The organism is Acidovorax sp. FG48, assembly GCF_057809085.1.
The window spans coordinates 1-14,372 of record NZ_JBMDJH010000013.1; the positions used below are offsets into that span (position 1 = coordinate 1).

A 14,372-nucleotide genomic window follows, 5' to 3' on the forward strand; every position below is an offset into this window, starting at 1 on the left:
CGACTATGGGCTGGAAGCGGATCTGTTCACGGCTGTGCCTGAACTGGTCAAGGCCCTGTAAGAACGCCCCTGTGCACACAAAGGCATCGCTCGCGATGCCTTTTTTTTGACGAAATTTTGCTTTCCCGGAGACACCCATGAGCTACACCGCCCCCGTCAAGGACATGCTGTTCGCCATCGAGCACCTGGCCAACATTGAACAGATCGCGCAGATTCCCGGTTTTGAAGACGCCGGGCTGGACACGGCCTCTGCCGTGCTGGAAGAGTGCGCCAAGTTCAATGAGGGCGTGCTGGCTCCGCTCAACTGGGAAGGCGACAAGAACCCATCGAGCTGGAAAGACGGCGTGGTCACCACTACCCCGGGCTTCAAGGAAGCCTTCCGCCAGTACGCCGACGGCGGCTGGCAAGGCCTGCAGCACCCTGCCGACTTCGGCGGCCAGGGCCTGCCCAAGACGATTGGCGCTGCCTGCATCGAGATGACCAACAGCGCCAACATGAGCTTCGCGCTGTGCCCGCTACTGACGGATGGCGCCATCGAGGCCCTGCTGACAGCAGGCAGCGATGAGCTCAAGGCCACCTATCTGGAGAAACTGGTGACCGGCCAATGGACCGGCACCATGAACCTGACCGAACCCCAGGCGGGCTCGGACCTGGCCCTGGTGCGCACCCGCGCCGAGCCGCAGCCCGATGGCACCTACAAAATCTTCGGCACCAAGATCTTCATCACCTACGGTGAGCACGACATGGCCGAAAACATCGTGCACCTGGTGCTGGCCCGCGTGCAAGGCGCGCCCGAGGGCGTGAAGGGCATCAGCCTGTTCGTGGTGCCCAAGTTCATGGTCAACAAGGACGGTACGCTGGGTGCACGCAACGACGCGCACTGCGTGAGCATTGAGCACAAGCTGGGCATCAAGGCATCGCCCACGGCCGTGCTGCAGTTTGGCGACCATGGTGGCGCTGTGGGCTACCTGGTGGGCGAAGAAAACCGTGGCCTCGAATACATGTTCATCATGATGAATGCTGCCCGCTACGCCGTGGGCATGCAGGGCATTGCGATCTCTGAGCGCGCCTACCAAAAGGCCGTGCAGTACGCCAAAGACCGTGTGCAAAGCCGCCCCGTGGACGGCAGCATTGCCGCCAGCGCGCCCATCATTCACCACCCCGATGTGAAGCGCATGCTGATGACGATGCGCGCCACCGTCGAGGGTTGCCGCGCCATGGCCACGGTGGCGGCTGCGGCGTTTGATGCTGCGCACCACCACCCCGATGCCGACACGCGCAAGCAGAACCAGGCGTTCTATGAATTCATGGTGCCGCTGGTCAAGGGCTACAGCACCGAGACCAGCCTGGAGGTGACCAGCCTGGGCGTGCAGGTGCACGGCGGCATGGGTTTCATTGAAGAAACTGGCGCGGCCCAGTACTACCGCGACGCCAAGATCCTGACCATCTACGAAGGCACTACCGCCATTCAGGCCAACGACCTCGTGGGCCGCAAAACAGCCCGCGATGGCGGCCAAGTGGCCAAGGGCATTGCTGCGCAGATCGAGAAGACCGAGGCCGATCTGCTGGCCAGCGGCACCCCTGCCGCGCTGGCCGTGGCCAAACGCCTCACAGCCGCGCGCAAGGCGCTGCTCGACGTGATCGACTTCGTGGCCGGTGGCACCAAGGCCCAGCCCAACGCCGTGTTTGCAGGTAGCGTGCCTTACCTGATGCTGGCAGGCAATGTGGTGGCGGGCTGGCAACTGGCCCGCAGCCTGCTGGTGGCGCAAGACCTGTTGCAAAAGGGACAGGACGAAGCGTTCATGCGCGCAAAAATCACCACGGCCCAGTTCTATGCCGACCACATTCTGGTGAAGGCCCCAGGCCTGCGCGACAGCATTGTGGAAGGCGCAGCCAGCGTGACCGAGCTGGCGCTGGAAGCCTTCTGAAGGACTGGCGTGCTGTGAGGAGACAGGCCACCTGCAGGGCAGGGGCCTTGATATAAAAATGATAGCTACGGGCGCATGATTCACCAGCGCGTCCGGTCTATTTCATCCCTATTCTTGTTCTGGAAGTTGTAGCCATGTCCAAACTGCCTCCCGTGTTGCAAAACCTGTCGCTGCCCGTCATCGGGTCGCCGCTGTTCATCATCAGCAACCCCAAGCTCGTGATCGAGCAGTGCAAGGCCGGTGTGGTGGGCTCCATGCCTGCCCTGAACGCCCGCCCCGCAGAGCTGCTCGACGAATGGCTGGCCGAGATCACCGAAACCTTGGCGGCCTACAACAAGGCCAACCCCGACAAGCCCGCAGCGCCCTTCGCCATCAACCAGATCGTGCACAAGAGCAACGACCGCCTGGAGCACGACATGCAGGTCTGCGCCAAGTACAAGGTGCCGATCATCATCACGTCCTTGGGCGCGCGCGAGGATGTGAACCAGGCCGTACATGCCTGGGGCGGCGTGGTGCTGCACGACATCATCAACAACAAGTTTGCGCACAAGGCCATTGAGAAGGGCGCTGACGGCCTGATCGCCGTGGCGGCCGGTGCGGGTGGCCATGCGGGTACCAAGAGCCCGTTTGCGCTGATCCAGGAAATCCGCCAGTGGTTCGACGGCCCGCTGGCGCTCAGCGGCTCTATCGCCAGTGGCGGCGCGGTGCTGGCTGCACAGGCCATGGGGGCGGACTTTGGCTACATCGGCTCGGCCTTCATTGCCACGCATGAGGCGCGCGCCAGCGAGGCTTACAAGCAGGCCATCGTGGACGGCAACTCGGACGACATCGTCTACAGCAACTTGTTCACCGGTGTGCACGGCAACTACCTGGCACCCTCGATCCGTGCCGCAGGCATGGACCCGGACAACCTGCCCGAGTCCGACCCCAGCAAGATGAACTTTGGTGGTGACGCCAAGAAGGCCTGGAAGGACATCTGGGGTTGCGGCCAGGGCATCGGTGCCATCAACGCCGTGACCAGCACTGCCGAGCTGGTCGCCAAGCTGCGCAGCGAATACGAGGCAGCCCGAGCCCGCCTCAAGCTCTGACGCTCTGCGTGAGGGGCGCGGGGCTTCTTGCCTCCGGCGCCCTGCGGTCATACCCGTCCCTCACACTGACGTCCTTTTCGCGCGCCACGTGTGCCCACACATGGCGGGCGATTGTCTTTGTGGGGGGGGGGCTTACGCCGCTGTTTCCGCGGCGATGTACCCAAGGGGAAACCCGAGTGGGGCGGATCAGGTCTCTACTGATAATGGTGATGAAAAATAATCAATCAAGGTCGGTGCAGTGTTCACCGGCTTGTTCACCATGTTGCGAGGGAGATGCCCGATGTTCCGTGCTTTTGTGTGCCTGCTGGCCATATGCGCTACCACCCTGGTTCATGCCCGCAATGAAGGTGTGACGGCCGATGAGATCCGGCTGGGTGCATCGGTGGTCCTGTCGGGGCCGCTGGGGCCGCAGACGGCACAGTACGGGGAGGGCTCGCGACTGCTGTTCGACGCGGTGAACGCGCAGGGCGGGGTGCATGGCCGCATGATCAGGTACACCACGCTCGACGATGCTTTCGATCCGCAAAAGGCCGTCGAGAACACCCGCCAGCTGCTGGAAAACGACAAGGTGTTCATGATCTTTCACAGCACCGGCACGGCACAGACGGCAGCCATCCTGCCGCTGATCAAGGAGCAGCGCACCCTGTTGTTTGGCCCCGTCACGGGCGCCTCGGTGTTCCGTGAGACGTTCAATCCCTATGTGTTCCATGTGCGCGCGGGTTATGCGAACGAGGCCAGCAAGATCGTGTCGCAACTGCGCCAGCAAGGCATCACCCGTGTAGCCGTGTTCTTTCAGGACGATGGTCTGGGCAAGACACTGGCGGGCGAGCTCAAGAAAGCGTCGGAAGAGGAGAAGCTGCCCTTTCTGGCCGAGATCAAGGTGGACCCCAAACAGCCCGACTTTGCCGCCGCCGCGCAAGCCACCGAAAAAGCCCAGGCCCAGGCGGTGATCGTGGCCACGGGCGGCACCACCTTTACCAGCTACATCAAGGCCGTGCAGGCCACGGCAGCGCGGCCTGCCTACTACGGGTTCTCGGTGGCCAGCATGGACGTGATCCAGCGCGAACTCAAGGACAAGGCGCGGGGCATCATCCTGGCGCAGATCATGCCTTCCCTGCGCAACACCACCATCCCGGTGGTGGCCGAATATCTAAGCCTGCTGCGCGCCAAGTCGCCGGGCGCCCAACCGTCGGCCTCCCAGTTCGAGGGCTTTGTCCACGCACGCTTGCTGGTGGAGGGGCTGCGCCGCACGGGGCGCAACCTCACCACCGAGTCGTTCTCCAAAACGATGGAAGACGCGGGGGAAATTGCCTTTGGCCGCTTCAACGTGAAGTATTCGCCGCGCAACCACAATGGCTCGACCTACGTCGAGCTGGCCATTGTGGATGCCGAGGGCAGCCTGCGCTATTGACGGCTGTTCGCGCCGATCAGAGGGTTGGATTTGCGGTCGGGTGACCCACGCTGTGTAGGGGCGACCCCGGCGCGACAGCAGGTTGGTGCAAAAAATCCTCTAACCGAGGACAATAGAGGGTTTTGTTGCTCCGCCCCTTGTTCCGTTCGTCTCGCTGCCTGGCAGCGTAGATAACGCGGTAGGGGTGGCTACGGATGTCTGGCGGTGTTCTGTCCGCTGGAGTTCACGAACACCCCCTATGTCCTCGTCCACATCCCGAACGCCGTTGATCGACATGATCAAGGGCATGGCTTGCGCCACCATCGTGTGGCACCACCTGGCCTTCTATGGCCCGATGTCCGACATCGCCCACCCTTTGGCTCCAGCCCTCATGGCCTGGCTGTACGACTACGGACGCATGGCGGTGCAGGTGTTTCTGGTGCTGGGCGGGTATCTGGCTGCTGCGAGTCTTGCACCCCAGGGCGTGGCTCGTTTTGACCACGCCGGCACCGCTATTGCCAAGCGGTTTGTGCGTCTGGTCGTGCCTTACGCCGTGGCGCTGGTGCTGGCGGTGCTGGTGTCTGCCCTGGTTCGGCCTTGGATGGACCACCACTCCGTGCCCGACCAGCCCACTTTCTCGCAGCTGCTGGCGAACGCATTGCTGCTGCAGGACATTGTGGGCGCAGGCGCTCTGTCGGCCGGCGTTTGGTACGTGGCCATCGACTTCCAGCTCTTTGCCCTGACCGTGCTCATGCTCGCCGGGGTGCGTGCGCTGCCAATGCGCCAGTTACGGCGCCAAGCGGCGGCCGTGTCGCAAGGATTGGTGTTGCTGATGGCGGGCGCCTCATTGTGGCTGTTCAACCGCATGGCGGGGCTGGACATGTGGGCGCTGTACTTTTTTGGTGCTTACGGCCTTGGCATGCTGGCCTACTGGGCGACCCGCGCCCCCCAGGCGCAGGGGTGGATGACGATGATGGCGTTGTTGGCAGGCGTGGCACTGGCGGTGGACTTCCGCGCGCGCATCGCCGTGGCCGCGGTCACGGCGCTGTGCCTGGTGGTGGCCATGCGCTCCGATCGCGTGCGCAGTTTTACCGGCGTATCTCTGCTCATAAAGCTCGGTCAGATGTCTTATTCGGTCTTCCTGGTGCACTTTGCTGTGTGCTTGCTGGTCAACGCGGTGGTCAGCCACCTTTGGCCCACTTCGCCCGTGTTGAACGCGTTGGGCATGCTGCTGGCCTTCGCACTGTCGCTGGCCGCCGGCCGCTTCCTGTATCTGCGGGTGGAGCGCCACGTTCCATCGTGGTCCACGGCGCTGCGCTGGCAGCTGGGTCTGGTAGGGGCGGGCATGCTGGTGGTCATTACCAGCAACTGGGCGTAGCCTTTGGGTTGAAACCGCCTGGGCGAGTTGGTGGGGCCGCTTTTTTTGAGCATGGCCCGCCCTTTCGCCGGGTGCAGCGCTATCGCAAAAGCTTGCGCTCCCGGCGCTTGCGCTGTTTGTCCAGAAACCATGCCATGAAGGGCAGTAGCAGCATCGAACCCGGGATCACCCAGATGAAAAGGTAAGGGCTGACCGAAGAGGCGGACCGCATCACATCCCGCAGGTGGGCCCGCTCCTCTGCACTCCAGGTGCCCTGTCGGCGCTGCTGCACCAGCCAGACCACCGAGCCTTTCATCGTGGCCATCTCACGACGCAAGCGGCTCTTTTCCCGGCTGTTGCCGGCCAAAAAGGAGCAGAACCATTCTGGGGCTCGCTCCATGCGGCGTTGGAATGCCAAGGTCGAGTCGGGATCAAATGGTTCGGTCGTGGCAGCTGTCATGTCTGAGGGCTGTGATGCGGTCATGGCAAATGCTATTTTCTCCGGAGATGCTGGCAGTGCCAATGGAATTTGCGCAGACACCGCCCAAAGAGGCTACCCAAAAGCACTCCTGATCCCCATTGCTTTCAAAAACATAAACTGCTCGCGCTCAACCCTTCGATAGGCGCAGGTCAGGCATGTCGAAGCCTCACACTGGGCTTTGACCGCGTCATCAAGGAGGAATTTTCAAGTTCGAAGTTGCCGAATCAATCAAGAGGCAGAAAAAAGCGCCAGGCCAGCGAGCCCAAGCGCTTGCGTGATGAAAGAGGACGTGCCTGTTGTTACGCTAAGGTTGTCGCGCGCTCTTCAGGCTCATTTGCCCCAGCAGTCGGGGTCGTAGCCACTATCGCCAGGCTTCTTGCCTGCGGCACCGCGCACGCCAGTATTGCTCAACGTATAGGTACCGCATTTGTCGCCTGTTTGTGATCCTTTGGGTGTGGCCGTGAGCGTGTAGGCAGCGTTAGTGTTACCCGCCAGAAAGGCAATGTCATAACGCTTTGTGGTGTCGCCACTCCAAGTCAGGGTGGTGGGCAGGCTTGTGGGGTAGTTGCCGGTGGCGGTTGCTGCGCGCTCCAAGTACTGCTGCGCCTGCAGCAACCCGGCACGTGCATCTGCCCGGTGGCCACGCCGTATGTACTCCGTGTAGCTGGGGTACGCAATAGCCGAAAGAATGCCCACGATGGCCACCACGATCATCACTTCGATGAGCGTGAAGCCACGTTGTGCTCCATGCGATGGTTGAATCATTATTATGCGTCTTTCACTTCAATTGGCGCCAGCTGGGGCGCATGGATTGCTCGGGCATGCGGTTCAAGGTGTCACGCGCACCACCACCACCTGTTAAGTCTTGGATGCGGTCCCGCTTGGTAATCAGAATTGGAGTACCCGTCTTCACAGCTACCCGGGCTACCTTTTTATCCGCAGTGGCGTTGTAAATGCCATTGTTGTCGGTGTCTACCAGCTGAACTGTCGGGATTTTGCCATCCATGATGTTGACAAACGTGCGGAACTGGCTACCTGCGCTGGTGTCAACCTTCACAGGCACACAGCTTTCATTGATGTTATCGCTCTCGCTGTTCTTGGTGCCCGAGGGCGATTCGCTGTAGACCGCAAGAATGTTGCTGCCATCAAAGAACTGCATGGGCTTGAGCAGACGTTCCCCACCGAACGGCAGGTCCAAGTACCAGCCTTTGTAGTCCTTCCAAGTCTCCTTCTTCAGTTCTTGAGTTGCGGTCACGGTGGCGTCATCGCCAGACACGGTTGTAATGGTTTGCTTGGCCAGTGGTGCCCCGCTATTCGCAATGGTTCCCACTTGTGCCGGGGCGGGCACGCAGGTTGTAGGCGCGGTAGCACAGTCGCCTGCGCCCGGATGCACTTCAAGCGAACTCTTGTCCGTCTTCATGCGGTAGCGCGTGTTGTCGAGTACCGAATACAGTGTTTGGATGGGCTGCGTAATGTCCGTGCGACGATCGTTGGCAGTGAGGTTCCGACCTGTGCCAAAGGCAACCATCATGCCGCCGACAGGTACCGTCTTGGCGGTGGGGCCGGATCCCACTGTCATGCTTCGGTCGTTAGGACGCACGATCGGAGGCGCTGTGATCGGTTGTACCTGGTCTCGCGTGGTACTGGCCATGGTGGCTGGGCCACGTGCAGTGAACAACGGCTTGTTGTTACCAAAGGCCACCTGCCATTCGCTTTCGGTGGCACTGGTCAGATCGAATTTCCAAAGGTTGCCCAGATTGTCGCCCGCATAGACGATATCGGTCTTGCCATCACCGTCCAGGTCGACCAGTGTGGGCGATGCCAAGCCGTTGTCTTTTGCGTTTCCTGTGCCCGTGGCATCGGTGGTGGCCTGAATACGTACGAGCTTTTTGTCGGTGCCGTCAAGGTACTGCACCAGCAACACAGGGCGTTGGTTAGTGCTGTTGTAGCCATTGCCCATCACTACCGCCCACCTGCCATTGTTCAGGCGCGTGATCTGCGTAGCTTCTTGCTTGTTGGCAGGATTTCGCCCTGGCTGCGCTGTGATGTTGCCCAGATCCCGCATGTCAGCCACGTTGGTGTCGCATGCGATTTTTGCTGTACCGGACAATGCGCTGCAGTTGGGTTCAGCTTCGCTTTTTGCGCGGGTGCGGTCCATCACTACCAGATCGGCCGCACTGGTCGTACCAAAGTTGCCGGGGTTGGTAACGTCCAGCACAAAATACCCTTTCCCCCCCGCACCCAGAGAGCCCACCAGCAGGGTTTTCCAATTACTGCCGTCCTTGATATCACCGGTCATCGGCGACCCATCGACGTAGTAGCGGTGCTGGTAGTCTTTGTCAGTCAGCTCTTTCAACCCACTGACCACGCCACGCGGCACATAGGCGATCAACTCTTTGCCATTGGTTGCTGAGAACCCATGCAGCATGCCATCGTTACCGCCCACGTAGAGAACAGGTGTGCGGTTTTTCTGGGCAGAAACAAAACTCGAGTAGCCCATTGCGTAGTTGCTACTCGGGCGTCCGGTGTACCAGATCTCAGAGTTGACCACATCACCCTGACGGCTGAAACGCTCACGCAGTGGCTTCGCGGGGGTCGTGCCCTCCAGCCTGCGGTCACCTCGGATGTAATCAACGATATTGATACCGCTGGTCTTCAAGGGATCGGTTGTGGTGTCGCCTGAAGTAACACCCAGCAACGCCCATTTCTGTTCTGTGCTGTAACTGATCGGAGTGGTGGAAGACCATTTAAAGGGAATACCGCCATTGGTCGAGTCACTCCAGCTTAAAACAAGACGACTATCTACCGCACCATCAACAGGCCAAGCTTCGTCGAGCCGATCTGCCGTTGATTTCCCTTGCCAGCCAGTGACGGTGTCTGGGAAGCGGATGCATTTGAGATCAGGATCTGTCGGGGTGGGGCAAGCATATTCCTCCGGCTCAACGGCTCGCGTGGCAGTAATAGAACCACTCCAGCCTCTTTTTGGGCTGTAAGTTGATGCAAAAATCCCCGCATTACTCTGCGAAACGTTATATCCGCTGGTGCTGCCACCGCCGGCTATTTCGTCAGGTAACGGAGCGCTTTCCTCGTTAATTTTGCCAATGATTTCGGTGAAGGCTTTTCCAAGATCTTCGGCCTCAGATACCGAATAAAATCGGCCTCGTCCATTAATGGCGGCGTGCCACAAATCGAGTGCGCGCTTCTCTTCACTATCCATTGCAGGCCAGGATTCGAGGCCAGTTACAATTTCTTTGAAACCTTTGTCATAACCAAAAGGGACTTTATCTGTTGGTCCACTGATTTCAGGGGCTCCAGGCCAAGTTGTCGCATCGTCGCTGAAACCGATTGTGTACGTAACCATATGTGGCCACGTTGCAGGATTGTATTTTGGATTCCAATATTTTTCTAAAGTAACCGATTTGGTTTCAATAAACGTCGGTACTTTGCAATTGTTGCTTGTGCCGCCGAGCCATTCTCCAGAAAGATTCAAGCAAGCAGTTTTTCTTTGGGATGTGTTGTTGCCAGAGGCGGTAACAATGTTGTAACGCTGTTTTGATGCAGTAAAGAACTCCGTGGCTGGAGCTTCATCATAAATTTTTGAGGGCTTAATTTTGTCTGAATCTTTCAAATTGGATGGAGTCTGCAAAGGTTTCATCCAGCTATAGAAAGCCCAATCGGAAATCGTATCGGAATAGTTGTCATAGTAAACCTTGGTCTGATCAGACGTAGTGCTGTACGCCTTTCGATCTCCCGAGGCTGCCCAATCCACACCATCCTGTGTACCGCCGGAAACCGCCCCATTCCAGCGGCCATCCGTCATCAAAATGTGATAATTGCGGCGACATCCCAGATATTCGGTTGCCTTGCTACCGGTGCCACCAGGGTCAGTTGCCCATGGACTGCTGCTATTGAGAGGCCGCCGCATATAGTCGTCTGCTTGTTTGGGAAGCCGGTGCAGTGGGGTGCTACTGCCGGGTGCTATGCTATCAACAAACGCAAGAAAATTGTCGCGGTGTACCTTGTTGGTGCCGACGACAGCGTCGATGGGACGCATTGAGTTGGTGACCATACCTGCCGCATTGACATTCTTTTGGGTGCCATTGTTCATGGACTGCCAAGCAATCCGGAGTTTGTTCTCTGGTATAAGGTCTTTGTTGTTGAAAACTTGTTTCAGCGCATATTGCAAAACCTTGACACGCCTAGCGTCATCCTTCCACTTTCCACTGCCATCAGGCACGGAGTATCCCGGTCCAGTATTATCTGGAACCGTATAATCCGTTTTGACGCCGTAATTCATACTCCCCGAATCATCGATAGAGATAATCACATTCGGCGCTACAAAAGCTGATTTGGATGTGGGGAGGGGGGGTTCCTGTACAAGATCTAGTGCCCAGGCGGGGGTCAAAATTGCACCTATAGCAATGGCCAGCAGGTTCTTCTGAAAGGGGATACGGTTGGCTCGGGGCATGGCGTGCTCCTTCATGAATGGGATCAGCAAACGAAATGAAACAAGCCTATAGCGATTGCGCTGTAAGCATTGGTAGCTATTGGATTTGTAGTGACTGAGTCCATGGCTTCAATCTTTTGTCCGTTGTCGCGCGTATGTTTCTTGCAATACGACAGTGGTTTCAGGCTTGCGCCCCTTGGCGAGGGCGGTAATGCGGAAGACCACATAAACGTCGAGGTTCAGCGGCAACTGGCTGGTGCTGGAATCTACGATCAGGTTGGCGCTTTTGGCTGCATCGCTGTATCGCATGATTTCTATCCAATACCAGCCTCCTAGGCCGGTTGCGGTTTCGGAGAGAATTGGGTTGATTTGAGCGCCAGTGGTTTTGTTGGTGGTATTGTTAATTGCTCCCGTAAACTGGCCATAGCGGGCACCGACACCCATGAGATCGGAGAGCGGTACTTCTCCCAGAGCCGCATCGGCGCCGGGTGTAATCGGAGTCGTGTCTGTGGCGTAATTCCAAAAATCTTGCCGTCCGACGCGGCGCGTGCATAAACCATCCTTGCAGCGTTTAGTTTCTGCCTCCAGCGAGGTAATCAGAGGATTGATTTCATTGGTGTCGCCCGGAAACTGCATCGCTCCGCTCGTGTAGGCGCGACAAGGAGGGCCGGCACATGGGCTGCCGTCAGCCATTTCGCCACGGATGTCCAGCTCGGCGTCTTGCAGCAGTGCTTGGGCTGCTTCCAGGGCACGTTGGTAATCTGCGTCGTTGCCCACTACCATTTCGTTGAAAAGGGAGGTTCGTGAGGCCCAGAGCGCCAGCAGCATGGAGAGCATGACGAAAACGATGACCACAAACAGTGCTACGCCACGCTGGCGAGTGGCAGTGGACAGGCCGTGTTGGCGATGGCCCACACGGGCTGCAGAAGAGGGAGTGTCAGGCTGCGGTGGGTTTGGCATGGTGGCTGCTTTGCGATGTTCTACAAGGGCGCGCGAGTCAGATCAGCCCTTGGCTGCGCAACTGGAAGGTGTTACGGAACACCAGGTGCATGCGGTTTTTGCGTGTGCCGGTGAGAGTGGTCATGTCCACGCTGGTGCCTGTGCAGTCGGTGTAGGCGCTGCCTGCGGGCATATCGATGGGCTCGCTGCCGTAAAGAACTAGGCAGACTTGTATGCCTTGCACGCGCCGCCAGGTTGGGTCGGTTGCGGCCGTTGGCATATCGCTTCCCTTGGTGTACTGCACCTTGGACCCTGTGGCATCGGTAGTTTGGACCACGTAAAGGGCCTGGAATTGCGCTACGTTTTGCACAATGGGTTGAGGGGTGGTAACACCGTTGCCTCGGCATTGAAGCTCGTTTTTTGCACTGTCAAAGGTGAAAATGCTCTCGACCAGCTGATCAGTGCTGCTATTGCCGGGGGCGCCAACGCAGTTGCGAGCCAGATAATCGGTGCCAAATGTCGCAGCAGAGGCCCCGCTGGCTGGTGTGCCCGCGACCATGAACACATTGTCCGCGTAGCGTCGGAAGCCGGTGGTCACTGTATCGCTTGCGCCCGCAAGCGTACTTTCTTGTGCAAAGCTGTTTCCACCGCTCACTCCGTCTGCTTTGATTTCAAAGGCCACAGGGCTGAGCACATCGGTGTTGCTGCCTCCGGTCGGGTTGGGGTTCAGGTAAAGGGAACCGGTTTGGCGAAGTTGCTGGCCAATAACCCGCATTACGTAAGCCGCTTGCTGCTGTATGCCGCTGGCGTCGCTCACGGTGCCTGAGATGCCGCGTGACACCATCAGCGCCCCCATGGCCACCGCTACGACGAGCAGGCCTATGACTATGCCGACCATCAATTCGATCAGTGTCACACCACGTTGCTGAAGTGGGGAGGGCGAAGTTTTCATGGTCTAAGGCTCTTCAAATGGGCACCAGATGCTATGGTTTTTATATATTGCAAACCAAAACTACGAGCAATAAAGCGTCTTGGTGCCGCTTCCGTCGTCATAGGGGGCACAACGCGCCGCCACAGTGATGTATTGCAAATGGCAAGTTTTATCGGCGGGACAGGCATTGGCCGAGTCGGTTCCTGCCGTGAGTGCCCCTGCGGTACCGTTATCGGTTGTGGCGCGGAATTTCGTTGCGTCGATGTCGTCTTTGTAGCCGCCGGTGCCGGTACTGGTGTCGCGCTCGTTTTCTCGCCACGCAATGATGATTCCAAGTTGACGGCGGTTGGCTTCGACGGTTTCTCCGGGGGCAAGAAAGATGCTGGCTTGCCCTCCTGGAAGGGATTGCTCAACCGTAGTTTTCCACTGTTTCAGGTCATAGGCTGCCTGCTCTGCTGGGGTGCAGGTGGCGCTATCGCAATTGGATGCAGTCAAATCGCTGGACTTTTTGCTGTATCCAGATTCATAGCTTTTAATACTTAACAATGCGTTAGGGCTGACCTTCATGCGTTCGCTGAGGTCCTCAATCAATCGGATGGCCTGAGCGCGTCGCACCGTGGTAGACGTGTCTGTCAAGGTCCGCATCTGAACGCCCAGTATTCCCAGGATACCTAGCGCCATCACCACGATGGCTACCAACGACTCGATCAGGCTGATGCCTTGCTGGCGCCGACATGCAGCACGGTTGAAAGTTGTCAGCTGGTACATGGAATGGCCTCTGGGAGAATGGTGCGTATGCGTCCACCTGAACTCATGCAGACACCGCGAGCGCCTGGGTGCATGGTGGACTTGTCTAAGGGAACCAAACTAAAGCCAAGCCAAGCACCGTCTACAAGGCCCCAGCGGTTGAGCTTGATGGCGGCTCCGCCGCCCGTGCGTGTAACTTGCACTTTGGATGGTATTTCTACACGCTGAAGTACTGGCTCACTGGCATTGCAGGACCCATTGCCATTAATGTCGTGGCAGATGATCCATCCGCAGTCCCAGTCGCGAGTGCTTGTAGCTGTAGTGCATCCATTGGTGTTATTTGGCAATTTTTGCATTGCCACCAAACCCCCGCGCTTGATAGCCTCAGAACGTGCCATTTGGAGTGACGAGCGAAGCGACTCTGTGGCATTACGAACGCGCCAGCTCTCGATCATTAGGGCGAAAGAGGGACTTGCTAAACCCGCAAGCACCGCCAGAAGAGCGATTACCACCATCAACTCGATAGCAGTAAATCCACCAGCATAGGGTCCGAGGTTCACGGGTGAATACTTGTCAAGCTTCATGGCTAGACCTACATGTCATGCCGGGCAGGTACCACCGCGTGGTACTTGGACGATTCGGCCGCCCATGCCAGCGCAAAGCCGTATGGCTGCGTTGTCGGTCTGGGATTTACCTTCGGGGTAGAGCAAAAAATTCATAGCGACGGCTACGCCTCCGCTGCTTTCTGTCAGCATTCCCCAGCGATCTACATAAAGAGCTGTTTTACTGTTGCTATGGGAAATAGAAACCCTTGAGGGAGCGGCATTGACTTTGATGTCTGTGCTGACTCCATTTTGGGTATGGATCAATTTCCAGCCCGTATTCCAGCCGCCCGTTGCGTCGATGGTCACGCCTCCGCCGCGTTTGATGGCCTCTGAGCGCGCCAAATACAAGCTGGAGGTCAAGGATTCGGCTGCATCGCGAACACGCCAACGCTCAATCAAGAGGGTAAAACTAGGACCAGCTAGTGCTGCAAGGACAGCGATGATTGCTACAACGACCAG

General features: G+C 58.3%; 12 protein-coding genes. 4 read left to right on the forward strand and 8 right to left on the reverse strand.

Annotated features, from left to right (window positions below; all coding sequences use genetic code 11):
• Positions 1–137: 137 nt before the first annotated feature.
• From ACODSU_RS17320 to ACODSU_RS17335, 4 genes are all read left to right on the forward strand, one after another.
• A complete protein-coding gene (locus tag ACODSU_RS17320) occupies positions 138–1,928 on the forward strand; it encodes an acyl-CoA dehydrogenase (RefSeq protein ID WP_060987256.1) in 1,791 nt (596 codons plus the stop codon).
• Between the two features lie 134 nt (positions 1,929–2,062).
• A complete protein-coding gene (locus ACODSU_RS17325; protein WP_015015116.1) occupies positions 2,063–3,016 on the forward strand; it encodes an NAD(P)H-dependent flavin oxidoreductase in 954 nt (317 codons plus the stop codon).
• Positions 3,017–3,296: 280 nt separating this feature from the next.
• Positions 3,297–4,427, forward strand: coding sequence for an ABC transporter substrate-binding protein (locus tag ACODSU_RS17330; protein WP_488843525.1), 1,131 nt, complete (start codon positions 3,297–3,299; stop codon positions 4,425–4,427).
• 238 nt (positions 4,428–4,665) lie between these two features.
• Positions 4,666–5,784 carry an acyltransferase family protein gene (locus ACODSU_RS17335; RefSeq protein WP_488843527.1) on the forward strand — a complete coding sequence of 373 codons (1,119 nt, stop codon included), beginning with the start codon at positions 4,666–4,668 and terminating at the stop codon, positions 5,782–5,784.
• Between the two features lie 79 nt (positions 5,785–5,863).
• On the opposite strand, the gene ACODSU_RS17340 is transcribed toward ACODSU_RS17335, so the two are convergent.
• From ACODSU_RS17340 to ACODSU_RS17375, 8 genes are all read right to left on the reverse strand, one after another.
• Entirely contained in the window at positions 5,864–6,223 is a 360-nt protein-coding gene (locus ACODSU_RS17340) for a hypothetical protein (protein WP_488843529.1), read from the reverse strand.
• Positions 6,224–6,574: 351 nt separating this feature from the next.
• The gene (locus tag ACODSU_RS17345; protein ID WP_488843531.1) at positions 6,575–7,009 is read right to left on the reverse strand and encodes a type IV pilin protein; all 435 of its coding nucleotides are present in this window, start codon (positions 7,007–7,009) and stop codon (positions 6,575–6,577) included.
• Positions 7,010–7,022: 13 nt separating this feature from the next.
• Positions 7,023–10,712 carry a pilus assembly protein gene (locus tag ACODSU_RS17350; RefSeq protein WP_488843533.1) on the reverse strand — a complete coding sequence of 1,230 codons (3,690 nt, stop codon included), beginning with the start codon at positions 10,710–10,712 and terminating at the stop codon, positions 7,023–7,025.
• Positions 10,713–10,820: 108 nt separating this feature from the next.
• Complete coding sequence (locus tag ACODSU_RS17355; protein WP_488843535.1) at positions 10,821–11,651, reverse strand: pilus assembly PilX family protein; 831 nt, start codon at positions 11,649–11,651, stop codon at positions 10,821–10,823.
• A gap of 37 nt (positions 11,652–11,688) precedes the next feature.
• Entirely contained in the window at positions 11,689–12,582 is an 894-nt protein-coding gene (locus ACODSU_RS17360; RefSeq protein ID WP_488843537.1) for a PilW family protein, read from the reverse strand.
• Between the two features lie 60 nt (positions 12,583–12,642).
• A complete protein-coding gene (pilV, locus tag ACODSU_RS17365; RefSeq protein ID WP_488843539.1) occupies positions 12,643–13,329 on the reverse strand; it encodes a type IV pilus modification protein PilV in 687 nt (228 codons plus the stop codon).
• Positions 13,317–13,892: a GspH/FimT family pseudopilin gene (locus ACODSU_RS17370; RefSeq protein ID WP_488843541.1), complete on the reverse strand. Its 576-nt coding sequence runs from the start codon at positions 13,890–13,892 to the stop codon at positions 13,317–13,319. Before ACODSU_RS17370 ends, pilV begins: the two co-directional genes overlap by 13 nt.
• Before the next feature lie 15 nt (positions 13,893–13,907).
• On the reverse strand, positions 13,908–14,372 hold the full coding sequence (locus ACODSU_RS17375) for a GspH/FimT family protein (RefSeq protein WP_238990870.1): 465 nt from the start codon (positions 14,370–14,372) through the stop codon (positions 13,908–13,910).

Excerpts from the sequence above, each read along its gene's own strand:
- ACODSU_RS17320 (WP_060987256.1), top strand. The coding sequence starts at position 138 with ATGAGCTACACCGCCCCCGTCAAGGACATGCTGTTCGCCATCGAGCAC.
- ACODSU_RS17325 (WP_015015116.1), top strand. The coding sequence starts at position 2,063 with ATGTCCAAACTGCCTCCCGTGTTGCAAAACCTGTCGCTGCCCGTCATC.
- ACODSU_RS17330 (WP_488843525.1), top strand. The coding sequence starts at position 3,297 with ATGTTCCGTGCTTTTGTGTGCCTGCTGGCCATATGCGCTACCACCCTG.
- ACODSU_RS17335 (WP_488843527.1), top strand. The coding sequence starts at position 4,666 with ATGTCCTCGTCCACATCCCGAACGCCGTTGATCGACATGATCAAGGGC.
- ACODSU_RS17340 (WP_488843529.1), bottom strand. The coding sequence starts at position 6,223 with ATGACAGCTGCCACGACCGAACCATTTGATCCCGACTCGACCTTGGCA.
- ACODSU_RS17345 (WP_488843531.1), bottom strand. The coding sequence starts at position 7,009 with ATGATTCAACCATCGCATGGAGCACAACGTGGCTTCACGCTCATCGAA.
- ACODSU_RS17350 (WP_488843533.1), bottom strand. The coding sequence starts at position 10,712 with ATGCCCCGAGCCAACCGTATCCCCTTTCAGAAGAACCTGCTGGCCATT.
- ACODSU_RS17355 (WP_488843535.1), bottom strand. The coding sequence starts at position 11,651 with ATGCCAAACCCACCGCAGCCTGACACTCCCTCTTCTGCAGCCCGTGTG.
- ACODSU_RS17360 (WP_488843537.1), bottom strand. The coding sequence starts at position 12,582 with ATGAAAACTTCGCCCTCCCCACTTCAGCAACGTGGTGTGACACTGATC.
- pilV (WP_488843539.1), bottom strand. The coding sequence starts at position 13,329 with ATGTACCAGCTGACAACTTTCAACCGTGCTGCATGTCGGCGCCAGCAA.
- ACODSU_RS17370 (WP_488843541.1), bottom strand. The coding sequence starts at position 13,892 with ATGAAGCTTGACAAGTATTCACCCGTGAACCTCGGACCCTATGCTGGT.